The following is a 25,550-nucleotide window of genomic DNA, read 5'->3' as shown; positions in this document are numbered from 1 at the left end:
GGGCATCGGTCCTAGCTTCGTTTATTTTTTTAATTTGTGCTTCATTTTATGAATACCATTAGACTCTATAGATAAAGTCGAACAGGATTCAAATTTGGAATGTCATTGAGTGCTTTAATATGTTAGAATGGTAAAAGAATTTATAATTAGAGATGGAGATTAAATCATGAAAGTAAATAAAGCTGATATTGTCATAAGTGCGGTTTCGCCTGCTCAATATCCAAATACTGGACTACCTGAAATTGCTTTAGCTGGACGTTCAAATGTTGGGAAATCATCTTTTATCAATACAATGATTAACCGAAATGGTTTGGCTAGAACTTCAGGAAAACCCGGAAAAACGCAAACACTTAATTACTACATAATAGAAGATACTTTCTATTTTGTTGATGTTCCAGGCTATGGGTATGCTAAAGTGTCTAAAACTGAACGTGCCAAATGGGGACAAATGCTAGAAACTTATTTTACTCAAAGAGACACATTAAAAGCAGCTCTCTCTGTCGTAGATTTAAGACACCCGCCAACAGAAGATGACGTACAAATGTACGAGTTTTTAAAATATCATTCTATTCCTGTGATTGTGATTGCTACAAAAGCCGATAAAATTCCAAGAAGCAAATGGAACAAACACATTAAAATTGTCAAAGATAAATTGAACTTAAGAGAAGAAGATGAGTTCGTTCTTTTTTCATCTGAAACTGGAGAAGGAAAAGATAAAGCTTGGAGTTTAATTGAAAGTTATATTAAAAGATAACTTTTTACCGATACAAATTAAAAATAGTTGATATGTGAACCATGGAAAGGGTAGAAAAGTAGTTTAATTCTATCTTTTCCATTTATTATCAGTTAGAATGATGAAGAATAAGAGGATGGTACTATTGAAAATCTTATTATATGGGGTTAGCCATAAAACAACACCGATAGAAATTAGAGAACACTACACAATTGAAGAAAATAAAATACCAGAACAACTTGCTAAAGTACTCTCTTTTCCAGGAGTTAAAGAAGCTGTTATTCTTTCAACATGCAATCGAACAGAATATTACCTTTACATTGACCAAAATGAATTTATGCATGGAGATATGCTTCGTTATCTTTCAAATCATACAGGATATGAAATAGCTGAAGTCATTTCAACAAGTTATGGAAAATCAAATTTAGATGCTGCAAAACATCTTTTTAATGTAGCTACAGGTCTTGATTCATTGATCATTGGAGAGACTCAAATTCTTAGTCAAGTAAAACAGGCTCTTGCAATAGCTATTGAACAGCGCACATCTGGCCCGATTTTAAATTCTTTATTTCATAAGTCTATTTCTTTTTCAAAAAAAATGCATACTAAAACAAACTTAGATCAACTATCTTATAATCCCGGATCAGCTGCTGTTAAACTCTTTAAAGAAGAGTGGGAAAGCATAAGCGATAAACGTTTCCTTCTAATTGGATCAGGAAAAATGATTCGTTTAGCAGCAAAAACGTTATTTCACCAAGGTGCTACTCATATAACGCTCATTGGTCGAAATGAACAAAAAGTAAATGATTTAGCTCACGAAATGAATGTATGGGCTAAAAAGAAGCATCACACGGGTATGCTAAGCCGTTTTTTCTTTACTGCAGACTTCAATCATCTACCAATGTCATTAGCTGTTGCTGACGGCGTTATCGTTGCTACCAAAGCGCAACGTTACTTAGTTACAGAAAAAACAATTGAGGAAATGGCTACGATTCGTTTAACAAAGAAAAAACAACTTTTCATGGATTTAGCAGTTCCACGAAATATTGAACCTAGTCTCCAATATATTGAAGGTATTCAAGTTTTTGACATGGATCAAATTAGTTTTCGTTTAGATGAAATTGATTTAGATAAAGATAAAATCGTGAAAAGAATAACATCCGATTTACTTGAAGAAGTAATAGCCTTTGATCAATGGTATCAAGAAAGACAAGCGGTTCCTTATTTAAATGAACTTCATGACCAAGCGATAGAGATAAAAGAAAAAACGCTCTCCAGCTTAGAAAGAAAATTGCCTGACTTAACAGATCATCAGATGGTTTTAATCGATAAGCATATTCAAAGTATCATTAACCAGATGAAACGAAAACCAATCGAGTCATTAAAGGATTTAGCGAGAAAAAAATCTTCAAGAGATTCAAAGAAAGATCTGAAATTTTTTGCTAAAGCATTAGGTTTTTCGGTTGAATCTGAAAATACAGAAGACACAACTGAAGTTCTTATAGCGGAAAGTGAGGAGAACAACGTTGAGAATAACAAAACAATCTGAGGAGTCTTTTGAAAAGGCCCTTCATTTAATGCCGGGAGGAGTTAACAGCCCAGTAAGAGCATTTAAATCAGTAGACGTTCCTCCTGTATTTATTCAAAAAGGTAAGGGCAGTCACGTACATGATATAGATGGCAATGAGTACATTGATTATGTTTTAGGGTGGGGCCCATTGATTTTAGGTCATGCAAATAATCACGTAATAAGTGAAATCCAACGTACAGCAAGTTTTGGAACTAGTTTTGGGATGCCAACACTTTTAGAAAATCAATTAGCTGAATTGGTTATCCAACGCGTACCTTCTGTAGAAATGGTTCGTTTTGTAAATTCGGGCACAGAAGCGACAATGAGCGCATTACGTTTATCAAGGGGTTTTACAAGTAGAGATAAAATAGTCAAACTAGAAGGAAGTTATCATGGTCATGATGACGCTCTATTAGTAAAAGTAGGTTCTGGAGTTGCGACGCTAGGCTTGCCAGATTCACCCGGAGTTCCAAAAAGTACAACGTCAAACACTTTAGTTGCCCCCTATAACGATTTAGAAGCGATTAAAGCGTTATTTCAAACTTATCCTGGAGAGATTGCAGCTGTAATCGTTGAACCTGTAGCGGGAAATATGGGCGTTATTCCACCCTTAAAAGGATTTTTAGAAGGATTGCGTGCACTTACAAAAGATGATGGTGCATTATTGATCTTTGATGAAGTAATGAGCGGATTCAGAGTAGGCTACCATAGTGCTCAAGGATACTATAATGTAATGCCAGATTTAACTTGTTTAGGAAAAGTGATTGGTGGTGGTGTACCTGTAGGAGCATATGGTGGAAGAAAAGACATCATGGAACATATTGCTCCAGCAGGTAGCGTCTATCAAGCGGGTACCTTATCTGGAAATCCAATCGCAATGTCTGCGGGGATAGCTACACTGTCTCAATTAACAGAAAAAGATTATCGTTACTTTGAAACTTTAGGGGATGCACTTGAAAAAGGAATTCTTTCATTAAGTGCTTTATACAATGTACCGATTACGATCAATCGTGCGGGGAGTATGATTGGGTTATTCTTTAATAAAGGACCAGTGACTAACTATGCCCAAAGTAAGGCAAGTGATACATTCTTTTTTGCTGACTATTATAAAGAAATGATTAATCGAGGAATATTGTTGCCTCCTTCTCAATTTGAAGGAATCTTTTTATCCACTACTCATACTCTAGAAGATATCGAACGAACTTTAGATGCTATGGAAGCGAGTTTTAAAGCATTGAAAAATGTAAAATAGAAAGACTAAAGGAGTTATTTCAAGATGGAATTTAATGAATATCAAAAATTAGCCAATCGTACATTATATGGAAATGAGCAAGTCTTAACCAATTGCGCTTTAGGCGTAGCCAGTGAAGCTGGTGAATTGGTCGATTTAGTTAAAAAGTACACTTTTCATGGTCATGATTTAGATAAAAAAGAGCTAACCAAGGAACTAGGAGACGTTTTATGGTACTTATCTCAAATTGCGGAGTGGGCTGATATTCCCTTTGAAGAAGCAGCAGTACAAAACATCGAAAAATTGAAACGTCGCTATCCAGATGGCTTTTCTACAGAGCGAAGTCGCAATCGTATTGAATAAAAAAATAGAAATGCTGAAAGCACATGTGCTATTCAGCATTTCTATTTTTTTTATCTAATAAACCTTTTTTCTTTTCATCATCTATCAATTGTTCCTTTTCAGGTGTTGGAAAAACAAGTTCGTCTTCAGGATCAATCGCAAATTTACTGAATAAATCATCCAAACTTGTTTCATTTTTATGAATTTGTCCCATATTAAACCTCCTTTTTCTGTAATCCTATAGTAGACCCAATCTGCAAATAAAACAACTCTTTCTTAGAAAAAATCATTTCAAAAATTCATATATACATTAAAAATGTATATAATTAGATTAAAAGACTATAAAAGTAAATATTTCCAAAAAATATTGTATAAATATTCTTAATCTGTTATGATAATTTATAAGTCAAAGAGAAGAGAACATTAGGAAAGAGGAAGAGATATGAAAAAGAATTCATTTTATTTAATTGTACTTAGTTTATTAACTGTATTTGGTCTATTTGTACCAGGCGAAACAGTATCAGCAGCAGATACGGCCTTACAAGATATTCAAAAAAAAGGAACCTTAGTAATAGGGACCAGTGCTGATTTCCCACCTTACGAATTTCATAGTACGGTTGATGGAAAAGACACGATCGTAGGAATGGATATTTCAATTGCTCAAAAAATTGCAGAGGATCTAGGTGTTGAATTAAAGATTGAGGATATCGGTTTTGATAGTCTTCTACCAGCATTAGAGTCAGAAAAGGTCGATATGGTCATTTCAGGTATGAGTCCTACCGATGAACGTAAACAAAGTGTTGATTTCTCGGATGTTTACTATACAGGAGGACAAAATATTGTTGTAAGAGAAGCGGATAAAGAAATTTATACAAAAGCTGATGAGTTAACAGGAATGAAAGTTGGTGTTCAAACAGGCTCTCTCCAAGAAACACTTGCTAAAGAACAAATGCCTGATTCAGAAATGTTGAGCTTATCAAAAATCACTGATCTAATCTTAGCTTTAAAAACGAATAAAATCGAAGCTATTTTGATGGAAAAACCTAGTGCAGAAGCCTACATAGGAAGTGACAATCAATTAGTCACATTTGATGGAGATTTCCTTTTAGAAGAAGGTGAACAAGGATCGGCAATCGCTTTTAAAAAGGAAACGCAGTCTTTAGTAGAAGCTGTAAATACTTCGTTAACAGAAATCAATGAACAAGATTTGATTGCTGATTATCTAGAGGAAGCTGGAACTTATCTTCAAGCTACTCAACAAGGAACGAGTGAAGATGAGGAGAGCAGTAATAGTATTTTTAATTATTGGCAGTACTTTTTAAGAGGTACGGGATATACGATTCTTATTTCAGTAGTGAGTGTCTTTTTTGGTTCTATACTAGGTGTCGTTTTATCCTTTATGAGAATGAGTAAAAATAAAATCATGCATTTTGTCGCAACAGCTTATGTTGAATTTGTTCGTGGAACACCTATGATGATTCAAGTAATGTTTATCTATTTTGCTGTAGGTTACCTTATAAATATTCCGGCATTAGCGTCTGGGATTATAGCCGTTTCTTTAAACAGCGCAGCCTATATTTGTGAGATTATCCGTTCTGGTTTAAACTCTGTGCCTAAGGGTCAAGCTGAAGCAGCAAGAAGTTTAGGAATGAGCAAACAGATTTCCATGCGTCAAATCACTTTCCCACAAGCACTTAAAAATATTTGGCCAGCATTAGGGAATGAGTTTATAACGGTTATTAAAGAAAGTTCAATCGTATCAATTATCGGTGTAAGTGATCTTATTTTCCAGACAAGAGTTGTGACATCTGTTTCTTACAGAGGAATCGCACCATTAGTCGTTACTATGATCATCTACTTTATCTTAACATTTAGTTTGACTAAATTATTAAATCACTATGAAGGGAAGATGAATCATGATTAAGATAGATCATTTAAAAAAATCTTTTGGTGACAATGAAGTATTGACGGATATCAATCAAGAAGTAAAAAAAGGGGAAGTAGTCGTCATTATAGGTCCATCTGGATCAGGTAAAAGCACGCTGCTTCGTTGCTTAAATTTACTAGAAAAACCGACAAGTGGAGAAATCATTTTCGAAGGAACTGCTTTGACTGGTCTAAATGAAACAAAATTAAATCAGTTGCGTGAAAAGATGGGAATGGTTTTCCAAAGTTTTAATCTTTTTCCTCATATGACAGTCTTAGAAAACTTAAAAGTAGCACCAGTAAAAGTTAAAGGTGTACCTGATAAAGAAGCACATGAGCAAGCGATTCGACTTTTGGGGCAAGTTGGACTGTCAGATAAAGCTGAAGCTTATCCGTCAAGTCTATCTGGTGGACAACAACAAAGGGTAGCAATCGCTCGTGCGTTAGCGATGGATCCTGATGTTATGCTCTTTGATGAACCAACTTCAGCGTTAGATCCTGAAATGGTTGGTGAAGTACTTAAAGTGATGCAAGATTTAGTTGGAACTGGTATGACGATGGTCGTTGTAACACATGAAATGGGATTTGCTAAAGAAATGGCAGATCGTGTAATCTTTATGGATGGCGGTTATATCGTTGAAGAAGGCAAGCCTGATCAGCTGTTCAATAATCCACAGCATCAAAGAACACAAGACTTTTTAGCTAAAATCTTGTAACGAGTATAAGATTCTGGTTATTAATTAAAGCTATACAAAAAGGAACCTACGATAGGATTATCGTAGGTTCCTTTTTAAGTTGCCTATTACTTTATTCAATTGGTTCAACATGAACTTTTGTATCAAACACACCAAAATCATCTGCTAATAACTGTTCAACCTGTTCCGTTAATTCATGGCTCCTCTTAACACTCATTTCTGGATTTGTTTTTATAATAACATCTACATGAATAATAGTCCCATATGTTCTGCCTTTAATAGATTCTACTTCTAAAACTTCAGGCAAAGTCAGTATTGTAAATTTAAATTCCTTTAAGTCATTTTCATTAAATCCATCAGATAGTTCAAACGCGCTTTCTCTAAAGATTTCAAATGCTGTCTTCAATATGATCAGTGAAACAATAATGGCCATAACACTGTCTAACCAAGCCATGTTAAAATTAGAAGCAAAAATGGCTATAGCCGTTGATAAACTGATTAAACTGTCATTGAAAGTATCTCTAGATGCAGCTTGTAACGATTTACTTTTTTGTTTTTTTGCCAGTTTGTTGTTATATAAATAAATAGCCATCAAAACAATGCTTGAAAACAGACCTGCATAACCTGCAATTAAGTCTGGAGAAGTCTTTTCAGGTACAAAAAGATGTTCTACTGCAGAAATAAGGACTTCCAGCCCTACAGCTAGCATAATGAACGAAGTAACCATGCTTGCAACAGTTTCAGCTTTCCAATGCCCATAAGGATGATTATCATCTGGCGGTCGTCTAGCCAGCCTTAAACCGATCAGAACAGCAATTGAGGCAATTGTGTCTGTCGTATTGTTTAAACCATCGGCTCTTAAAGCGCTTGAACCAGAATAGTTCGCAATAATTAATTTTAGTGTAGCAATAAAAAGATAAGTCACGATGCTAAGCAACGCTCCACGTTCAGCAAGTTTTAATTCCTCATAACGATCTTTTATCATCGTCAAACTGTTCGACGTCCCTTCAAAATGAAATTAAGTAATAGCATTTAGTTTACCTAAAGTTAAGATGAATAGCAATTAGTTTTTATGTAGACAAAAAAACTGAGGTTAGGGCAGAACGCCTTAACCTCAGTTGGAAATTCACCTATTTTTTTTACAAAATTTCTAAAAGTGCTTTTATTTAATCAATCCTTCAGTTGTAACAGGTTTTCTCCATAGACCAAGAATAACTGCTGAAATGATTGTTCCAATTACTAAGGCTACTAAAAACAAAACCCAGTGATTTGAAAGAGCTACAACAAATATACCACCATGTGGTGCAGGGATTGTAATATTCCATAATTGAGTCAATCCACCAGCAATTGCTGCTCCTACAACTGAAGATCCGATTGTACGAAGAGGATCAGCAGCAGCGAAAGGAATTGCTCCTTCAGTAATAAACGATAATCCCATAACATAATTCGTAATAGCTGATTTTCTTTCATCTTCATTAAATTTATTTTTGAAGAAAGTGCTAGCTAATGCGATTGCTAGAGGGGGAACCATACCGCCGGCCATAACTGCAGCCATCAAAGCACCATCACCTGTATCTGTAAATATTCCGATTGAAAAAGCATAAGCTGCTTTATTGAAAGGACCACCCATATCGATAGCCATCATGCCACCCAGTAAAGCTCCTAAAAGTACTGCATTACCCGTTCCAAGATTTTCTAAGAAAGTAATCATAGCAACATTTATTGTTGCGAAGATGGGTCCAACAATAAAGAACATTAGTGCACCAGTAATCAATAATCCAAGAATTGGGTAGAAGAGAATTGCTTTTAAACCATTAAGAGATTTTGGCAATCCGTTTAACGCTTTTTTCAAAGCTAAAATTGTATAACCAGCTATGAACCCTGCCGCAAGACCGCCTAAGAAACCAGCGTTACTATTTACAGCAATTAATCCACCAACCATACCAGGCATCAAACCAGGTCGATCGGCAATACTTAACGCAATGTAACCAGCTAAAATAGGAATCAAGAAGTTAAAAGCATTGCCTCCGACACTATTCAAGAACAAGAAGAGTGTACTTGTATCACCTAAGAATCTTTCAACTAAGAACGAGATAGCCATCAATATACCGCCACCGATAACAAAAGGTAGCATAGTTGAGATTCCATTCATTAAATCTTTATAGACACGATTGACCCATGAGCCAGATTCATCATTTTCAGCTGATTCATCTTTTTCTCCATTTGAAGAAAAAATTGGTGCTTGTTTGTTCATTGCTTTGGTAATCAATTCTTCTGTTTTACGAATACCATCACTAACTGGACGTTGTAAAACAGGTTTTCCGTCAAAACGAGCTAATTCAACTTTTTTGTCAGCGGCAATAATCACGCCATCAGCTCTTTTAATATCTGCAGCTGTTAATTTATTTTTGATTCCGTCAGAACCGTTTGTTTCAACTTTAATTTCAACACCCATTTCAGCGGCTTTTTTCTTTAAAGCATCCTCAGCCATATAGGTGTGTGCAATTCCAGTCGGACAAGCCGTTACAGCTATAACAAAAGGTTTTTTTCCTTCTTGATTTTTAGAAGGAGAAGTCGTTTCTTCAATTTCAGCTGCAGCTTCTTTTTCTTGTACTTCTTGAGCAGCTGCAAAAAGAGAACGAACTTCTTCAGCAGATTTTGCTTCTTTTAAAGATTGAACAAAGTCTGGGTGGATCAATAGACGAGAAAGGTTTGCTAACGCTTGTAAATGAGTATCGTTTGCGCCTTCTGGAGCTGCGATCATAAAGAACAAATGAGCAGGTTGGCCATCTAATGAATCATAGTCAACTCCATTTGTGCTTTTAGCGAATAAAACAGTTGCTTCATTTACAGCAGTTGTTTTAGCGTGAGGCATAGCAATTCCGTCTCCTAAACCTGTAGAGGTTAGCGATTCACGGTGCATGATTCCTTTCTTAAATAGGTCAGCATCATTGATCCGATCGTTTGCTTTTAAGCTTGCAATCATTTCATCTATAACGCCTTCTTTAGTTGTTGATTGTAAATCCATTATCATAACATCTTTAATCAATAAATCGTTGATATTCATAGTTGTTTTCCTCCTAAATCAATTTTATAAAGTTAGTTCTGTAATTGTAACGTTTGTTAATAAAGCTTCAATTTCCGTTTTAGTTGCTAGATCATCTGAAAATGCTGTAGCACTTCCAGTAGCCACGCTTTTTTGAAAAGCTTTTAACGGGTCTTTCGTATCAACTAACGCCCCAACAAATCCAGCAATCATAGAATCTCCAGCGCCGACAGAATTTTTTACGATTCCTTTAGGAACAGTAGCTTGATAAACTTGTTCGTTTGTAAAGAATAAAGCTCCATCACCAGCCATTGAAACTAATGCATATTGAGCACCTAAGTCGATTAGTTTTTTACCATGCACGATAATATCTTCTAATGAATGAAACGTAGTATCAAATAGCTCAGCTAACTCGTGATGGTTTGGTTTAACTAACAACGGTTTATGCACTAAGGCATTCAATAATTCAGACCCAGTTGTATCAATTACAAAATCTGCTTGTTTTAAAACGACTTTGGCAATTAAATTTTGATAAAAATCTTCAGATAGAGAAGGGGGCTTGTTACCCGAAAGAATGATGATATCATCATCTTTTATTAAATCGATTTGATTGATTAGTTGATCGGCTTCATCTTGTGAAATCACAGGACCTTGAGCATTTAACTCTGTCTCAGTATCAGATTTTAATTTAACATTGATACGTGTATCTCCTTTAATAGAAACAAACTGAGTTTGGACGCCTTCTTTTTCTAGCCAATCAGCAATGAAATTACCTGTGAAACCGCCTAAAAAGCCAAGTGCTGTTGAAGTTTGATTGATGTGGTTTAACACACGAGAAACATTGATTCCTTTGCCACCAGGAAGTTTTATATCGTTATCCATACGATTTAATTCGCCTAGTTGTACGGAAGGAACATGTACAATATAGTCGATTGATGGATTTAGTGTTACTGTATAAATCATGATTTTGCCTCCAATATTGTTGTTGTATTAAAATAACTTTCATAATTAGTAGAAGATAGATGATCTGTGATAATAAATGCGTCATCAATAGTACAAACTTTTACAAAAGTAACTTTATTAAATTTTGTTTCATCAGCAAGAATATACGTTTTTGAACTATTCATAAATGCTTGTTGTTTAACGTTAGCTTCTTCCGGATCAGGAGTGGTAAAACCATAATCTTTATCGATACCATTCATTCCTAAAAAAGATTTATTAAAACGATAACGAGATAATTGGTCAACACTTGTAGTTCCAACAATTGCTTGCGTAGTATTTTTCAGCTTTCCGCCAATGAGCAGAACATCGTTGTTTTGATCTGCAAGCAAAAGAGCATGTTGAACAGCATTAGTCACAATACGAATTTTTTTTCCTTTTAAAAAAGGGACCATAAAAAAAGTAGTTGATCCTGCATCTAAGAAAATAGTATCACCATCATCAACAAGAGAAGCAGCTAGTTCTGCGATTTTTTCTTTATTGTGGACGTTTTTGACTGATTTTTCAATAAGCGATTGCTCTTGTTCAACAGTATATACTCTCTTTGCGCCACCGTGCACACGCACAAGTTTCCCTTGTTCTTCAAGTGAAGCGAGATCACGACGTATAGTGGATTCTGAACAATCCATCTCTAACATAAGTTCTTGGGACTTAATAACTCCATATTGATTTAATTTTTCTAATATGAAGTTGTAACGTTCTTCAGTAAGCATTATATCCCTCCAATAGCGCTACTTTACCACCAAAAACAGTCAAAAGCAATCAAAAGTAAACCGATTTCATCTTTTTTTAATAGCGTTACAAGCAAGATACTATCAAAGAAAAATAGAACTAACGTATACCAGATTATGTAAAAAAAACAAAACACTAGTGTTTTTAAAATACTATCTAGTATACCAGTTCAGTATGGATTATATTTAGATGGGAAAAAACAGTACAATTTCAACGAAAAAAAAAAAGGAATCTTTTAGATTCCTTTCCTAACTTAATGACTATATAAGCGTGTCAACGATTAATGATAGAGTTTTATTCTATTACTTCAATAGATTCAATTTTAACTTCTTGCAAAGGTTTATCAAGTGAATCGGTCTCAACTTCACTTATGGTATCAACCACATCCATCCCTTCAATTACTTGACCGAAAACGGTGTAGTGCTGATCAAGGGAAGGGTAGCCTCCTGAAATATAGGCCTCTAATATATCATCAGGTGTAATAGCAGGGTCAGCTGACGCACTTACATCCATCGGATTTTGAACAATGTAAAATTGACTACCTATTGAAACGGGAGCATTTGTTTTTGCCATTGCTAAAGCCCCACGGATATGGAATAACTGAGAAGATATCTCTGTTTCAAATGGTTCGCCCCAGATACTCTCACCTCCAGTACCGTCACCTTTAGGATCACCGCTTTGAATCATAAAGTCGGCTAAGACTCGATGGAAGATCGTATCATTATAGTAACCTTCTTTACTATGAGTAATGAAATTTTTTACTGCTTTTGGTGCCAGATCTGGAAAAACTTTAACTTTAATCAAACCCATAGAAGTGGTGATATGAACTTCAATCTCATCTTCACTGACTTCGTTAGTCAATTGCGGTAAATTTACAGGTTTCTCATTAGTCGAAGTGGATTGATTAAGAGAACTTTCAGGATTAAACATAGTCGTGAAGCTTGCTCCAGTACTCTTTGATAACGTATGGATGCCAAAAATCATTAAACCTATTGCAATTATAAATAAGGTGGATCCAATAATGTAACTTTTCTTTCTTTTCATGGTGCACGTCCTTTTAGTCTTTAAGCCATTTCGCTTAATATTAAAAATTCACTTTTCTGTCCAAATGAGTATTCAAATAGAAAATGTCCTAATAAATCATACTACAAATGAGAGAATAATTAAATAGTTAAAATGAAATGATGGTACAATGAGTGAATTAGAAACAGATATTTTTAATTTAGACTATTTAGAAGTATATCTGACAGTATCCTCATTTAAAAATAGACAAATGCATCAAATAGACGTACAATAGATAATGGACTAAAATTGGGTATACTGAACGTATTTCATTTTTAGAGGATATGTGATAATTGGCTTTCTTGTTTACATCTTGGAACAAATGTAATATTAAGATGCAGCGCCAGATCCATTGTGTAACCTAGAAAATAACTAAATCTCATACACTTAAAAATGAGGAGGAAAATAAAAATGTCAATGTTTTTAGATCAAGTAACAATTAACGTAAAAGCCGGAGATGGCGGTAATGGAATGGTAGCTTTCCGCCGTGAAAAATTTGTGCCCGATGGAGGCCCAGCTGGTGGAGATGGAGGTAAAGGTGGGGATGTTGTTTTTGTCGTAGACGAAGGTTTACGTACATTAATGGATTTCCGATTTAACCGTCATTTTAAAGCAGAAGATGGCGAAAATGGTATGAGTAAAAACATGCATGGCCGTGGAGCAGGAGACAATATCATTAAAGTACCACCTGGTACAACTGTTAAAGAAGCAGAAACGGGTAGAGTTTTAGGTGATCTAGTTCATCATGGACACAAACTTGTGGTAGCTAAGGGTGGTCGTGGTGGTCGTGGAAACAGTCGTTTTGCTACTCCTAGAAATCCAGCTCCTGAAATTGCTGAAAATGGTGAGCCAGGAGAAGATTATAAAATTGAAATGGAATTAAAGGTTTTAGCTGATGTAGGATTAGTTGGTTTCCCTTCTGTTGGAAAATCTACACTGTTATCCGTTGTTTCAGCTGCCCGTCCTAAGATTGGTGCTTACCATTTCACAACTTTAGTGCCTAATTTAGGAATGGTTCAAACGCCAGACGGACGTAGCTTTGTTATGGCTGATTTACCAGGATTAATTGAAGGAGCTTCTCAAGGAATTGGTTTAGGAACACAATTCTTGCGTCATATAGAGCGCACTCGCGTTATTTTACATGTTATCGATATGAGTGGAAGTGAAGGCCGTGATCCATATGATGATTACGTTGCCATCAATAAAGAGTTAGAAACGCATAATCTACGTTTAATGGAGCGTCCACAAATTATTGTTGCCAATAAAATGGATATGCCTGGCGCAGAAGAAAATTTAGTTGAATTTAAAGAAAAAATAAAAGCTCTTAAAAAAGATGAGTATGAAGAGGACATTCAAATATTTGCTATTTCAGCTATTACACATAAAGGAACACAAAACTTATTAAATGCAACAGCTGATGTATTAGATGTAACACCAGAATTTCCCTTATATGAGTTGGATCAAGAAGAAGATACCGTTATGTATAAACATACTCCTGAAGAAAAAGGCTATGCTATTACTAGAGACCCTGATGCTACATGGGTATTAAGCGGGGATAAACTTGAAAAACTATTCAAGATGACTAATTTTGATCACGATGCTTCTGTTTTAAGATTTGCTCGTCAGTTAAGAACGATGGGAATTGATGAAGAAATGCGTGAACGTGGCGCGAAAGATGGAGACTTAGTCCGTATCATGAAATACGAATTTGAGTTTGTTGAGTAACATCAAACTAAAACGACCAAGCAATCAAAAAGTTGATTGCTTGGTCGTTTCTTTTTAATCTCATTATCGCTTATTTGAGAAAAGTTTGGTAAAATATATCGAACGGTCAAGTGCAATTTTGGAGTTAAATGAATGATACTTTAATGGTTAGGACAGGATGAAATGGAATTATTATTTTTAGGTACAGGTGCAGGAGTACCCGCAAAGCAACGAAATGTAACTAGTATTGCACTAAAATTATTAGAAGAACGGAATACGATTTGGCTTTTTGATTGTGGAGAAGCAACTCAACAACAAATTTTACACACTACTTTAAAACCGCGTAAAGTCGATAAGATTTTTATTACACATTTACACGGAGATCATATTTTTGGACTTCCTGGTTTCTTAAGCAGTCGCTCTTTTCAAGGAGGAGATAGTCCGTTAACCATTTATGGTCCTGTAGGAATTAAGAATTATGTTCAAGTGTGCTTGAAAACTTCAGGAACTATTTTGAAGTATCCGCTACATTTTCATGAAATTACTGAAGAAGGAATGATTTTTCAAGATCAGAAGTTTAAAGTCATTTGCCGTAAGTTAAAACATGGCATTCAGTCTTTTGGCTATCGTATTGAAGAAGCTGATCATCAAGGAATGTTACAAGCCGATAAAGTGAAAGAAGCTGGTATTCCTTTTGGGCCAATGTATGGAAAATTAAAAAAAGGTGAAACGATTACCTTAGAAGATGGTCGAACTTTTAGTGGAAAAGAGTTCATCGGTGAAACTCAAAAAGGTCGTATTGTGACCATTTTAGGTGACACTAAGAAAACAAAAAATAATGTATTGCTTGCTGAGAATGCTTCTGTATTGGTTCATGAAAGTACATTTGACGGATCGAATCGTAAAATGGCTAGAGATTATAACCATTCTACAAATATAGATGCTGCAGAAGTTGCTAAAGAAGCACATGTCGCTAAATTAGTGTTGACCCATATTAGCGCTCGCTATTTAGGTAGAGACATTTATTTATTGGAAAAAGAAGCACGAAAAGTATTTCCTAATACTCAAATTGCGAATGATTTTGATGAAATTGATATCCCGCTTATTAGAACAGATAAATAAAAAGGAGCTTATGATGAAAAAAAATATGAATACACTCAAAGATAAAGTTGTTTTTATTACCGGTGCTTCAACTGGATTAGGTGAAAAGATCGCTTATGAAGCTGCAAAAAAAGGAGCTATTGTGGTAGTTACCGCAAGGAGAAAAGATTTACTTTTACAAGTTAAAGCAAATTGCGAGCAGCTATCGAATAAATCAGCTTTTGCTTTTGAATTAGATGTTTCAGATGCTGAGCAAGTAAAAAAAGTAATCAATGAAATTTATCAGACCGTTGGAACAGTAGATGTTCTTGTCAATAATGCAGGATTTGGACATTTTGAAAATGCATTAACTTTTGATATGGACATAGCTGAAAGAATGTTTCGTGTAAATGTTTTAGGTCTAATGTATGTGACTCAATTAGTTGCAATTGAAATGGCAGAAAGACAACACGGCCACATTATCAATATTGCTTCTCAAGCTGGAAAAATGGCTACACCTAAATCAACTATTTATTCTGCAAGTAAATTTGCTGTTATTGGTTATTCCAATGCATTGCGTTTAGAATTAAAACCGCTAAATATTTTTGTAACAACAGTCAACCCAGGTCCTATTGAAACAAACTTTTTTGATATTGCAGATGAAAGTGGAACTTATTTAGAAAAAGTTGGACATATGGTATTAAATGCTGAAGTTGTTGCTGGTCGCATTGTTTCTTTGATGGGTACACCTAGAAGAGAATTAAACATGCCTGCACTATTAGAAATTGCAGGGAAATTTTATACCCTCTTCCCACGTATTGGAGATTACTTAGCTGGAGATTTATTTAACAATAAATAAAGTGCGCAAGCATTTTCATAGTGTTCGTCCGAGCTAATGTGTTAAAATAACACTATAAAATAGAACGAATGAGTCTATTTGAAAGGAGATACGCACTTTATGAAAAAACAATGGGGAACAATTGTAGCACTTATACTTATTGTAATTGTAGCCTTTTTTGCTGTTTTAAATGTTGAGTCAGTTCCAGTTAGTTTTGGTTTTACAGAAGTAACTTGGCCTTTAATCATGATTATTTTAGGCTCGTTATTTATTGGAGCTTTAACGACTGTTCTAATTTCTACTAGTACGACTTATAGAAACAAAAAAGAGTTAAAAAATGGCAAAAAAGAATTAGAAAATGCAGAAAGCAGAAAAGAAGAAGCTATTGCTCGAATCAGAGCAGACTATGAGGATCAATTAACTAAAAAAGATGTTATCATTAGTGAGAAAACAGATAAAATCAGTAGTCTAGAAAGAGAATTGGTCAATCGAATGACGCAAACAACGAGGACCTCTTCAAACGGACCAACTGATTCAGTACCCAAACAATAAAAGAGATATTATGTTGATGGAAAAAAGAATAAACTTTAGGGTTTATTCTTTTTTTATTTGGACTGAATTCATTTTTTAATTCCATCATCTAGTATGTAAAACTAGTTTGTCTAGTGGATGTAATTGTGTTAAACTATTACTAACAGAAATGAAATAAAAAGGTGATTATATGAATAAAATTGAGGAAGATCTATTAGAATGGTCAAATGAAATAAGCCAATATACTTTTCCAAGATGGGAAGAATTACCTGATTTTGATCTTTATATGGACCAAGTATTAAATCTAATTGAACGCTATTTAGCTATTTTTAAAGTGAGTGATGAAAAACAAATTGTTACTTCGTCGATGATCAATAACTATGTTAAATTAGGATTAATTCCTCCTCCAGTTAAGAAACGATACACGAAAAAACATTTAGCGTACTTAATTGCTATTTCAATTTTAAAACAAGTGGTTACAATTCCTGAAGTAAAAGAAGGCATCTTATATCAAGCGTCCATAAGTGGAATCAGAGAAGCGTATGATTTGTTTTGTACCGAGCAGGAGTATGCTCTAAGAGCTGTTGCTTCTCATATCAAACAAGTTGATAAGAAACCCTTATTGCCAGATAGTACAGATAATACAACTCTGATCGTTCGAACAGCTACAATAGCTGTCGCTACAAAAATTGTTACTGAAAAAGTTCTCTATTTGGTTCATACGAAGCAAGAAGAAAGCGACAATAAAAAAAATAAAACCAAAAATTTGGAGGAATAAACATGAACAAACAAAAAATAGGGTTCTTAGTTGATTCAGGTTCGGATGTTCCGATAGAGGTTGTCAATAAAGCCGATATGAAAGTCATTCCATTAAAAATCATCTATAAGGATAAAGAATACACCGATAAGGTAGATATTCATGCGCAAGATGTATACGATCGTTTAGAACAAGAGATTCCAAAAACGTCTTTACCAAGTGGTGAAGTGATTAGTGAGATGCTACAAGAATTTAAAAATGAAGGTTATGAAAAAGTTATTGCTGTTACCATTTCAAGCGGACTTAGCGGGACAAACAATATGGTTCGTTTAATGGCTGAAAATGTTGAAGGATTAGATGTTTTTACTTTAGACACCAAGAATATTGGAATCGGTAGTGGTTTTTTAGCTATCCAGGCTGCAGAGTATGTTGAAAAAGAACTGGAATGGGAAGTTATCAAAGAAAAATTAAAGCAGGACGTAAAAAAATCTAAAATATTTTTCCATGTGCCAACTTTAGAATATTTGCAAAAAGGTGGACGTATCGGATTAGTATCCTCTATTTTAGGAAATGTTTTAAATTTAAAACCGGTTATTTCTTGTAATGATAATGGAATTTATTATACAGTTGCAAAAGTGCGCGGAAATAAAAAAAGTATTCAACGCGCTATTGATCTAGCAACTGAATTTGCTGGAGATGCAAAAAAATACCATTTAGCAATAGCTTATGGTGGTAAGACAGCAGAGGTCCAAGTTGACGATATTCGACTAGAACTTAAAAAGGAATTGCCAAACTTCGTTACAATATATGAAGACCAAATTAGTCCAGCTCTAGGAGTGCATACGGGCCCTGGATTAATTGGGATCGGTGTTCATATTATAGAAGATTAACAGTGAGTCAGATGAGTTAATTAAAAGATCGGGACAAAATGTCCGATCTTTTTTTGTTGTTCTAGTAATGATCCATTAAGAATTTGAGATAAACAGAATTTTTCAATGACAATTCATGTTCTATTTTAAAAGGAAGAAATACTATATCTATACCTATTATTTTTGATATAATGGTGCAGTTAGGAGTGGGATAATTTGTTGAAATCACGTACAAAATGGAAATTAAAAGAACGAAACACTAATACTGAAATAGCAACAGATTTAAGTAAAGCATTAAAAACGTCTTCTTTGTTTATTGAATTGTGTTTACAAAGAGGCCTAGATTCTAGAGAAAAAATAGAACGATTCATCAAACCAGATGAGTCGTGGATCTATGACCCTTATCTGATGTATGACATGGAACGTGCGGTTTCTAGGATCACAAATGCGGTTGAACAAGGAGAACAGATAACGATTTATGGCGACTATGATGCAGGTGCGATACGTTCACAAATGAAAAGTTTGTGCACATGTTTTTAATTTTACTAGGACATGGAGAACTGATCTAATGAGAGTTGGAATGAGAGAGTAACGTCTTGAAACGACTCCCCTAATCCTCCGATATGCTTTTGGATAGGTAAAAAGCTCAAAAGTATAAAGCTCGGTAAAGTCAGCTGAAAAAAGCCGTAAGTAAGGTGAAATCCTTACACGAAAAAAATCCAGAGGTGGGTTACGCTTTTGATAGGCTGGGGGTCTTAGAAATTATCTAGGGTTAGAATGTTTCTTAAAAGAAACTGACGAATCTTCGAATGTACGAGTCGATACGTAGGTGATGTAGAAATGCAGCGCTAAGATTGCGCCTTAAACCAATCTTATTGCATGTGGTAGAGTAAAAATCTGACGTTATGAAATACCATATTATCTTAAAGGGATAATCAAGTGCAACGGCCCATAGAAGAAACCTAAGGATATATAGAACAAGATAATTGGGTTGGAACGTATGAAGCTTAGGATGTGGATGCTTTTACCAGCAAATGAAACAGTTTAGACGAAAATCTCATAAGAGTATAATAAGCTAATTTACCTAAGTGAAAGTAGAGCCATAGTACCGATGAAGCTATGATAACAAATAGTGGAGGGAGGGGCTCGAGTCGATTTAGGCTATCTTTAATAAACTAGAGTTGCACGGTGATTAGATATCACCTTAAATTCAGATAGAATTTTTTAAATTATAAGCTTAAAGCAATTATACATTTTATTTAATTTGCGATAGGCAACTTTAAGTTTAAATAGTCTAAAACGATGGAACGCCGTGTGAGGTGAAAGTCTCACGCACGGTGTGGAGTGGGGGAAAACCTGGAGATCAATTCAAGAGGTTACCTATCACTATATGGCGTCACAAGTACAGCCGTTTTAAAAGAAACGATTGAAATGATTGGTGGAGAAGTCAACTACTACATTCCAAATCGATTTACAGATGGATATGGACCTAATGTAGCAGCCTTCGAACGCTTAATCGAACACGGTACACAATTGATTGTCACTTGTGACAATGGTGTTGCTGGACACGATGCGATCGAGCGGGCAAAAGTATTAGGAATAGATGTCATTGTCACGGATCACCATGAATTGCCAAGTATATTGCCCTCGGCCTATGCTGTCATTCATCCGAGACACCCAAAAGGATTGTATCCCTTTGGCGAACTGTCTGGAGTGGGAGTTGCTTTTAAATTAGCAACAGCATTATTAGGAGAAATACCGGTAGAATTATTAGATTTGGTTGCCTTAGGAACGATAGCCGACCTAGTCTCGTTAACGGATGAGAATCGTGCTTTAGTGATGCAAGGATTAGTTGTGTTACAAAATACCCAACGCATCGGTTTGTCCGCTTTATTTCAATTAGCAAAAATAAAGCGTGAAGAAATTGATGAAGAAACCGTTGGATTTATTATAGGACCACGCCTAAATGCTGTGGGACGACTAGGAGATGCCTCTCCAGCTGTCGAATTGTTGACGACTTTTGATGATGAAATAGCAGCCTCGCTAGCACAGTTGGTCCAAGAAAAAAATACCGAACGTCAAGCCTATGTTTCTACGATAACGAATGAAGCATTTGATATGATTGAAAAAAATAATGTAGATCCAGATGTCTATGTTTTAGCAAAAGAAGACTGGCATGAAGGCGTCTTAGGTATTGTGGCTAGTAAAATTGTCGGAAAAACTGGAAAACCAGCTCTAGTCCTAAACATTGATCCAGCTAAAGGTTTGGCTAAAGGTTCTGGTAGGAGTATACCGGCATTTCATCTGTATAATGCGTTGGATAACGTTCGAGAATTTACCACTACGTTTGGTGGACATCATATGGCCGCTGGTTTAACGGTTCCTTTAGAGAACATTGAACGTATTCAAAGTGAACTCAATCAATATGCTATAGAAAATGGCGTAGCCCAAGAAATGGGTGAAGAAACACAAATAGACGGCCAATTGAGTATCAAAGAAGCAACTGTAGAAGTAGTGGAGGAATTAAACCGTTTAGCTCCTTTTGGTACGGATAATCTTAAACCGACTTTCCTTTTTAAAAATGTTGAATCTCAAGATATTCGTCGAATTGGCGGGGATCAAGCTCATTTGAAAATGAAACTTGCTGAAGACAACGCTTTTTTAGACGTGATTGGTTTTCAATTTGGTCCTATTGTGGAAGAAATAGGATTACATTCATCTATTTCTGTAGTAGGTAAATTAGCTATCAACGAATGGAATGGTTCGCGCAAAACACAAATGATGTTAGAAGATTTAGCCATTGAAGGGGTACAAGTCTTTGATTCTAGAAGTACTCATATACCTTCATCGCTATGGAAAATTGAGGAAGCAGACTTTGTCTTTTTTGATCAACAAAATAGTGAACAATATGCGCATCTTTTATCGGATAAGAGTTATAGTCATACATTAACAACTCCTGATTCTTTTTCACAATTTGAAATGAAAACAACTCAATTAATTTTTGTTGATTGTCCTTTCAATATTGATTCGGTCAAAGAGCTCTTAGCTCAGTCTAGTCCTGAAAAAATTATTGCTTGTTTTTATAGCCGAGAAGAATTGTATTTAAATGGGATGCCAAATCGGAGTCAATTTGGACAAGTCTTTAAGTACACGGCAGCACATGTCGATATTGATGTACGAAATAAACTGAATTTATTAGCTAATCATTTAAAAATAAAGGAAAATAATTTAATTTTTATTATTTCAGTGTTTTTAGAGATAGGATTTGTTACAATAACAGATGGTGTTATGAATGTCGTTAAAGACGTTCAGAAAAAAGAATTAGAGAAAGCAGCAGCTTATCAAAAACGACTAAAACAAATTCAATCTGAAAACTTTTTTGTTTACAGTCATTTTTCTGAGTTGGAGAATTGGATGAAACAACAAATAAAAGCAACACCTTAAATTGAATGGAGGAAAAGTTTTAATGGATTTAAAAAAATATATTGCAGATGTCCCTGATTTTCCTGAAAAGGGAATTGTTTTTCGTGACATTTCTCCTTTAATGGCTGATGGAAAAGCTTACCGTTTTGCCACGAATGAAATTGTGAAATATGCAAAAGACAAGGGCGTTGAAATGATTGTTGGGCCTGAAGCGCGCGGCTTTATTGTTGGCTGTCCGGTAGCACATGAAATGGGTATTGGTTTCGCTCCTGCACGTAAAAAAGGAAAATTACCTCGTGAAACGATTGAAGTTACGTATGGTTTAGAATATGGAAAAGATACCTTGCAGATTCATCAAGATGCCATCAAACCTGGGCAAAAAGTCCTTGTCTGTGATGATTTACTAGCTACTGGTGGAACGATTGCTGCAACAATCGAGTTGATTGAAAAGCTTGGTGGAATAGTTGTTGGAACTGCTTTTCTAGTGGAATTAAAAGATTTAAATGGTCGTGACAAAATTAAAGGCTACGATATTTTAGCTTTAATGGAGTATTAATACCATTTAACAAAAAAAGGAGAGACAATGTCTTTCCTTTTTTTGTGCTATTTTTTTTTGAAAAATGACATTCTCCTTTAAATGCGGAAATTATCTATAGAACATAAGCGTTTTGCAATGGAAAAGGAGAGTGTGACATGCAAACCACAAGTCTAAATCAGATGCTATTTCATTTAACTTTATGTAAAGGAATCGGTGCAACGAGCCGCATTCGTATGCTTTCAGCTTTAATAGATAACCCTTATCTAACCGCTTATGAGCTAGCTAGTTGCGCTCAATTAAATTCAACTAATACAAGATTATTTATGGATAGTTTTATTGCTATTGATTTAGAGAAAAGCTTGGAAGAGTATAGAGATAAGAAAATCAAATGGATATCTATTTTGGATCAAACTTATCCTGAGTACCTAAAGCATATCTATAATCCACCGGCCTTATTATTTTATCAAGGAGAACTCTCCCTACTTAATCAGCAATTGCTTGCCATCGTTGGATCTCGTTTGATTAGTTCATACGGTGAAAAAGCTTTAGCCTTGTTATTGCCCGAATTGATAAGTCATGAGATTGCAACGGTAAGTGGATTAGCTAAAGGAATTGATAAAATAGTCCACCAGAAAACTATTGAATTAGGTGGACGGACAATTGGCATCATAGGAACGGGATTAGATCACTATTACCCGTTTGAAAATGAGTCATTACAAAGAGATATTGCTAGGAATCACTTGCTGATCTCTGAATACCCCTTAGGAACTAAACCATTGAAACACCATTTTCCGATGCGCAATCGAATTATTGCGGGTCTTTCATTAGGAACATTGGTCATTGAGGCTAGGTATCGCAGTGGCAGTTTGATTACCGCTAATCTAGCCCTGCAAGAGGGGCGTGAAGTTTTTGCTGTACCTGGAAATATTACAAATCCTTATTCAGAAGGTACCAATGATCTAATCTTACATGGAGCAAAATGTGTCTTAACGCCACAGCATATTTTAGAAGAATTAAATAGATAAAAAAACTTAAAAAAAACAGTTGAACTGTTTTTTTGAAGTTTTTTTTAGTACTAAGAATAAAAATGTGAAATGATAAAAAAGGAAAGGTTTTCAAGGGGAGAAAACAGTTTTTTTCTTCTATTATATGCGATCTATTTTCACAAATATAAATAAGGATGGTTGACAAAGTGCCTGAAGATAGCATAAGATGATTAACGATTTCAATTATAGATTAGAGAAAGACTGAATTAGTAAAAAAATACGCTCATTTGAGAGGAGCATTTCATTGGCATATAAATACCTGGTGATAGTAGAATCACCTGCTAAAGCAAAAACAATTGAAAAATATTTAGGTCGAAATTATAAAGTTGTTGCTAGCCTAGGACACATTCGTGATCTTCCTAAAAGCCGTATGGCAGTCGATGTTGAAAATAACTACCAACCCGAGTACATTTCTATACGAGGCAAGGGTCCTTTAATTAAGGAATTAAAAAAATATGCAAAAAAAGCTGAAAAAGTTTTCCTCGCAGCCGACCCGGATAGAGAAGGGGAAGCAATTGCATGGCATCTAAGCTTTTTATTAGGACTGGATATAGCAGACAAAAATCGTGTGGTTTTTAACGAAATTACAAAAGATGCTGTAAAAAATGCCTTCAAAGAACCACGTTCCATTAATATGGACTTGGTAAACTCACAACAAGCTCGAAGAATACTAGACCGACTTGTTGGATATACCATCAGTCCAATTTTGTGGAAAAAAGTTAAAAAAGGCTTAAGTGCTGGAAGAGTACAATCTGTAGCGTTAAAGCTGATTTGTGAGCGAGAAGATGAAATCAATCGATTTGAACCTGAAGAGTATTGGTCGATTGGTGCTAATTTCAAAAAAGATAAGAAAAAATTCAAAGCTAATTTTTATGGTTTAAAAGGAAAGAAACAAGCTTTGGGTAATGCTGAAGATGTCCAAAAAATTATTAAGGAACTAGATGGCGATCAGTTCGAAGTCATGTCCGTTACGAAAAAAGAACGGTTAAGAAATCCGGCGCTTCCGTTTAAGACAAGTAGTCTGCAACAAGAAGCTGCAAGAAAATTAAATTTTAGAACACGTAAAACCATGATGGTTGCGCAACAACTTTATGAAGGAATCTCATTAGGTCGTGGCGGGGCTGTCGGTTTGATCACGTATATGCGTACCGATTCTACTAGGATCGCTCTTTCAGCTAAAAATGAAGCTGCGGAATACATCATCAAAGAATTTGGACCAGAATATGCAGCGTCTAAACCTCGAATAGGGAAAAAGGCTGAAGGCGACCAAGATGCTCATGAAGGGATTCGTCCTTCCAGCGTGTTACGGACACCCAAAGAAATTGAAAAATACCTGACAAAAGACCAGTATAAATTATACAATTTGATTTGGTCACGATTAGTAGCCAGTCAAATGACTCCTGCTGTATTTGACACAATGAAGGTTGATATTGCTCAAAATGATATTTATTTTAGAGCAAATGGGTCTAAAGTGAAATTTCCTGGTTATCAAAAAGTTTATATTGAAGGCAACGATGAAGGTAAAGAAGAAAAAGAAAATTTATTACCTGAGATGGAAAAAGGCGATAAAGTTAAGTCGGTCGATATCGAACCAAAACAACATTTCACTCAACCACCTGCTCGGTTCTCTGAATCAACATTGATTCGTGTGCTGGAAGATAACGGTGTAGGTCGTCCTTCTACGTATGCTCCAACATTGGAAACCATTCAACGTAGGTATTATGTTAAACTCCAAAACAAACGTTTTGAAGTAACCGAATTAGGTGCAATTGTAAATGGGCTCATCAATGAATTTTTCCCACAGATCGTGGATGTTCATTTTACTGCCGATATGGAAAAAAATCTGGATGAAGTCGAAGAAGGCAATAAAGAATGGGAAAAAGTTATCGATCAATTCTATCAACCGTTTGCTGTTGAAGTTGAAAAAGCAGAAGAAAACATGGAAAAAGTTCAGATCAAAGATGAACCTGCTGGATTTGACTGTGAGCTTTGCGGACATCCTATGGTGATCAAGTTGGGCCGTTATGGAAAATTCTATGCGTGCAGCAATTTTCCAGATTGCCGAAACACCAAACCGATTGTGAAAGAAATCGGGGTTGCTTGTCCTGTATGTGGTGAAGGACATGTCATTGAACGCAAATCAAAGAAAAATCGTATTTTTTATGGTTGCGACCGGTACCCAACGTGTGAATTCGTCTCATGGGATAAACCAGTTGGACGCAATTGTCCGAAATGTGACCATTATTTAGTAGAGAAAAAAGCAAAAGGCAGCAAGCAAGTTATCTGCAGCAATTGTGACTATAAAGAAGAAGTACAAAAATAATACGTTAACTAAAATAAATACTAGTTAAGTTTGAGTAGAAATGGCTCTCACTTAATTAGTATTTTTGTTTACGAGTCAAGATTCCTGCCTGAATTCAACTGTATT

Annotated in this window: 23 protein-coding genes; 17 read left to right on the top strand and 6 right to left on the bottom strand. The window is 35.3% G+C overall.

Translation table 11 applies throughout. From position 1 onward, the window contains the following. Window positions 1-166: 166 nt before the first annotated feature. From yihA to ACKI3H_RS06425, 4 genes are all read left to right on the top strand, one after another. The gene (yihA, locus tag ACKI3H_RS06440) at window positions 167-754 is read left to right on the top strand and encodes a ribosome biogenesis GTP-binding protein YihA/YsxC (protein WP_407371461.1); all 588 of its coding nucleotides are present in this window, start codon (window positions 167-169) and stop codon (window positions 752-754) included. Between the two features lie 115 nt (window positions 755-869). After that, window positions 870-2,282: a glutamyl-tRNA reductase gene (hemA, locus tag ACKI3H_RS06435; protein WP_407371460.1), complete on the top strand. Its 1,413-nt coding sequence runs from the start codon at window positions 870-872 to the stop codon at window positions 2,280-2,282. A 28-nt stretch (window positions 2,283-2,310) separates the two neighbouring features. Beyond that, window positions 2,311-3,555 carry a glutamate-1-semialdehyde 2,1-aminomutase gene (hemL, locus tag ACKI3H_RS06430; RefSeq protein ID WP_407371488.1) on the top strand — a complete coding sequence of 415 codons (1,245 nt, stop codon included), beginning with the start codon at window positions 2,311-2,313 and terminating at the stop codon, window positions 3,553-3,555. A gap of 24 nt (window positions 3,556-3,579) precedes the next feature. Beyond that, window positions 3,580-3,897 (top strand): nucleoside triphosphate pyrophosphohydrolase family protein, encoded by a 318-nt coding sequence (locus tag ACKI3H_RS06425; protein WP_013710907.1) that lies wholly within the window; start codon window positions 3,580-3,582, stop codon window positions 3,895-3,897. Between the two features lie 28 nt (window positions 3,898-3,925). On the opposite strand, the gene ACKI3H_RS06420 is transcribed toward ACKI3H_RS06425, so the two are convergent. Further along, window positions 3,926-4,090, bottom strand: a complete 165-nt coding sequence (locus tag ACKI3H_RS06420) for an SPJ_0845 family protein (RefSeq protein ID WP_407371459.1) — start codon at window positions 4,088-4,090, stop codon at window positions 3,926-3,928. Between the two features lie 228 nt (window positions 4,091-4,318). On the opposite strand from ACKI3H_RS06420, the gene ACKI3H_RS06415 reads away from it, so the two are divergent. Then, complete coding sequence (locus ACKI3H_RS06415) at window positions 4,319-5,800, top strand: ABC transporter substrate-binding protein/permease (protein ID WP_407371458.1); 1,482 nt, start codon at window positions 4,319-4,321, stop codon at window positions 5,798-5,800. Then, on the top strand, window positions 5,793-6,518 hold the full coding sequence (locus tag ACKI3H_RS06410) for an amino acid ABC transporter ATP-binding protein (protein ID WP_407371457.1): 726 nt from the start codon (window positions 5,793-5,795) through the stop codon (window positions 6,516-6,518). Before ACKI3H_RS06415 ends, ACKI3H_RS06410 begins: the two co-directional genes overlap by 8 nt. A 91-nt stretch (window positions 6,519-6,609) precedes the next feature. On the opposite strand, the gene ACKI3H_RS06405 is transcribed toward ACKI3H_RS06410, so the two are convergent. The 5 genes from ACKI3H_RS06405 to ACKI3H_RS06385 all read right to left on the bottom strand — a co-directional run bounded on the left by ACKI3H_RS06405 (window position 6,610) and on the right by ACKI3H_RS06385 (window position 12,318). Beyond that, the gene (locus tag ACKI3H_RS06405; RefSeq protein ID WP_407371487.1) at window positions 6,610-7,482 is read right to left on the bottom strand and encodes a cation diffusion facilitator family transporter; all 873 of its coding nucleotides are present in this window, start codon (window positions 7,480-7,482) and stop codon (window positions 6,610-6,612) included. A gap of 177 nt (window positions 7,483-7,659) precedes the next feature. After that, window positions 7,660-9,564, bottom strand: a complete 1,905-nt coding sequence (locus tag ACKI3H_RS06400) for a fructose-specific PTS transporter subunit EIIC (protein WP_407371456.1) — start codon at window positions 9,562-9,564, stop codon at window positions 7,660-7,662. Between the two features lie 24 nt (window positions 9,565-9,588). After that, window positions 9,589-10,506 (bottom strand): 1-phosphofructokinase, encoded by a 918-nt coding sequence (gene pfkB, locus ACKI3H_RS06395; RefSeq protein WP_407371455.1) that lies wholly within the window; start codon window positions 10,504-10,506, stop codon window positions 9,589-9,591. Further along, window positions 10,503-11,255: a DeoR/GlpR family DNA-binding transcription regulator gene (locus tag ACKI3H_RS06390; protein WP_407371454.1), complete on the bottom strand. Its 753-nt coding sequence runs from the start codon at window positions 11,253-11,255 to the stop codon at window positions 10,503-10,505. Before ACKI3H_RS06390 ends, pfkB begins: the two co-directional genes overlap by 4 nt. Before the next feature lie 313 nt (window positions 11,256-11,568). Further along, entirely contained in the window at window positions 11,569-12,318 is a 750-nt protein-coding gene (locus ACKI3H_RS06385; RefSeq protein WP_407371453.1) for a peptidylprolyl isomerase, read from the bottom strand. Window positions 12,319-12,753: 435 nt separating this feature from the next. On the opposite strand from ACKI3H_RS06385, the gene obgE reads away from it, so the two are divergent. The 11 genes from obgE (at window position 12,754) to topA (ending at window position 25,445) form a co-directional block, all read left to right on the top strand. Further along, window positions 12,754-14,061: a GTPase ObgE gene (obgE, locus tag ACKI3H_RS06380; RefSeq protein WP_407371486.1), complete on the top strand. Its 1,308-nt coding sequence runs from the start codon at window positions 12,754-12,756 to the stop codon at window positions 14,059-14,061. Window positions 14,062-14,223: 162 nt separating this feature from the next. Beyond that, window positions 14,224-15,162, top strand: a complete 939-nt coding sequence (gene rnz / locus ACKI3H_RS06375) for a ribonuclease Z (RefSeq protein WP_407371452.1) — start codon at window positions 14,224-14,226, stop codon at window positions 15,160-15,162. Between the two features lie 13 nt (window positions 15,163-15,175). Next, complete coding sequence (locus tag ACKI3H_RS06370; protein WP_407371451.1) at window positions 15,176-15,979, top strand: SDR family NAD(P)-dependent oxidoreductase; 804 nt, start codon at window positions 15,176-15,178, stop codon at window positions 15,977-15,979. A 99-nt stretch (window positions 15,980-16,078) separates the two neighbouring features. Then, window positions 16,079-16,510, top strand: a complete 432-nt coding sequence (locus tag ACKI3H_RS06365) for a lipopolysaccharide assembly LapA domain-containing protein (protein WP_407371450.1) — start codon at window positions 16,079-16,081, stop codon at window positions 16,508-16,510. Window positions 16,511-16,679: 169 nt separating this feature from the next. Further along, window positions 16,680-17,267, top strand: a complete 588-nt coding sequence (locus tag ACKI3H_RS06360) for a DUF1836 domain-containing protein (RefSeq protein WP_407371449.1) — start codon at window positions 16,680-16,682, stop codon at window positions 17,265-17,267. A 2-nt stretch (window positions 17,268-17,269) separates the two neighbouring features. Continuing rightward, the gene (locus tag ACKI3H_RS06355; protein ID WP_407371448.1) at window positions 17,270-18,136 is read left to right on the top strand and encodes a DegV family protein; all 867 of its coding nucleotides are present in this window, start codon (window positions 17,270-17,272) and stop codon (window positions 18,134-18,136) included. A 195-nt stretch (window positions 18,137-18,331) separates the two neighbouring features. After that, the gene (locus ACKI3H_RS06350) at window positions 18,332-18,655 is read left to right on the top strand and encodes a single-stranded DNA exonuclease RecJ (protein WP_407371447.1); all 324 of its coding nucleotides are present in this window, start codon (window positions 18,332-18,334) and stop codon (window positions 18,653-18,655) included. 804 nt (window positions 18,656-19,459) lie between these two features. After that, window positions 19,460-21,559, top strand: a complete 2,100-nt coding sequence (gene recJ, locus ACKI3H_RS06345; protein WP_407371446.1) for a single-stranded-DNA-specific exonuclease RecJ — start codon at window positions 19,460-19,462, stop codon at window positions 21,557-21,559. Window positions 21,560-21,581: 22 nt separating this feature from the next. Beyond that, window positions 21,582-22,094: an adenine phosphoribosyltransferase gene (locus ACKI3H_RS06340; protein ID WP_407371445.1), complete on the top strand. Its 513-nt coding sequence runs from the start codon at window positions 21,582-21,584 to the stop codon at window positions 22,092-22,094. A 137-nt stretch (window positions 22,095-22,231) separates the two neighbouring features. Continuing rightward, on the top strand, window positions 22,232-23,101 hold the full coding sequence (dprA, locus tag ACKI3H_RS06335; protein WP_407371444.1) for a DNA-processing protein DprA: 870 nt from the start codon (window positions 22,232-22,234) through the stop codon (window positions 23,099-23,101). Between the two features lie 265 nt (window positions 23,102-23,366). Further along, window positions 23,367-25,445 carry a type I DNA topoisomerase gene (gene topA, locus ACKI3H_RS06330; RefSeq protein ID WP_407371443.1) on the top strand — a complete coding sequence of 693 codons (2,079 nt, stop codon included), beginning with the start codon at window positions 23,367-23,369 and terminating at the stop codon, window positions 25,443-25,445. Window positions 25,446-25,550 lie beyond the last annotated feature (105 nt).

Source organism: Carnobacterium sp., from assembly GCF_045617425.1.
Lineage (GTDB): Bacteria > Bacillota > Bacilli > Lactobacillales > Carnobacteriaceae > Carnobacterium_B.
The sequence above is the reverse complement of the archived record's forward strand: the minus strand, read 5'-3'. Positions and strand labels throughout refer to the sequence as shown.

Excerpts from the sequence above, each read along its gene's own strand:
- obgE (WP_407371486.1), top strand. The coding sequence starts at position 12,754 with ATGTTTTTAGATCAAGTAACAATTAACGTAAAAGCCGGAGATGGCGGT.
- ACKI3H_RS06355 (WP_407371448.1), top strand. The coding sequence starts at position 17,270 with ATGAACAAACAAAAAATAGGGTTCTTAGTTGATTCAGGTTCGGATGTT.
- ACKI3H_RS06415 (WP_407371458.1), top strand. The coding sequence starts at position 4,319 with ATGAAAAAGAATTCATTTTATTTAATTGTACTTAGTTTATTAACTGTA.
- ACKI3H_RS06385 (WP_407371453.1), bottom strand. The coding sequence starts at position 12,318 with ATGAAAAGAAAGAAAAGTTACATTATTGGATCCACCTTATTTATAATT.
- ACKI3H_RS06360 (WP_407371449.1), top strand. The coding sequence starts at position 16,680 with ATGAATAAAATTGAGGAAGATCTATTAGAATGGTCAAATGAAATAAGC.
- dprA (WP_407371444.1), top strand. The coding sequence starts at position 22,232 with ATGCAAACCACAAGTCTAAATCAGATGCTATTTCATTTAACTTTATGT.
- ACKI3H_RS06425 (WP_013710907.1), top strand. The coding sequence starts at position 3,580 with ATGGAATTTAATGAATATCAAAAATTAGCCAATCGTACATTATATGGA.
- rnz (WP_407371452.1), top strand. The coding sequence starts at position 14,224 with ATGGAATTATTATTTTTAGGTACAGGTGCAGGAGTACCCGCAAAGCAA.
- ACKI3H_RS06410 (WP_407371457.1), top strand. The coding sequence starts at position 5,793 with ATGATTAAGATAGATCATTTAAAAAAATCTTTTGGTGACAATGAAGTA.
- ACKI3H_RS06365 (WP_407371450.1), top strand. The coding sequence starts at position 16,079 with ATGAAAAAACAATGGGGAACAATTGTAGCACTTATACTTATTGTAATT.
- pfkB (WP_407371455.1), bottom strand. The coding sequence starts at position 10,506 with ATGATTTATACAGTAACACTAAATCCATCAATCGACTATATTGTACAT.
- ACKI3H_RS06420 (WP_407371459.1), bottom strand. The coding sequence starts at position 4,090 with ATGGGACAAATTCATAAAAATGAAACAAGTTTGGATGATTTATTCAGT.
- ACKI3H_RS06390 (WP_407371454.1), bottom strand. The coding sequence starts at position 11,255 with ATGCTTACTGAAGAACGTTACAACTTCATATTAGAAAAATTAAATCAA.
- ACKI3H_RS06340 (WP_407371445.1), top strand. The coding sequence starts at position 21,582 with ATGGATTTAAAAAAATATATTGCAGATGTCCCTGATTTTCCTGAAAAG.
- hemA (WP_407371460.1), top strand. The coding sequence starts at position 870 with ATGGTACTATTGAAAATCTTATTATATGGGGTTAGCCATAAAACAACA.
- ACKI3H_RS06370 (WP_407371451.1), top strand. The coding sequence starts at position 15,176 with ATGAAAAAAAATATGAATACACTCAAAGATAAAGTTGTTTTTATTACC.
- hemL (WP_407371488.1), top strand. The coding sequence starts at position 2,311 with ATGCCGGGAGGAGTTAACAGCCCAGTAAGAGCATTTAAATCAGTAGAC.
- yihA (WP_407371461.1), top strand. The coding sequence starts at position 167 with ATGAAAGTAAATAAAGCTGATATTGTCATAAGTGCGGTTTCGCCTGCT.
- ACKI3H_RS06405 (WP_407371487.1), bottom strand. The coding sequence starts at position 7,482 with ATGATAAAAGATCGTTATGAGGAATTAAAACTTGCTGAACGTGGAGCG.
- ACKI3H_RS06400 (WP_407371456.1), bottom strand. The coding sequence starts at position 9,564 with ATGAATATCAACGATTTATTGATTAAAGATGTTATGATAATGGATTTA.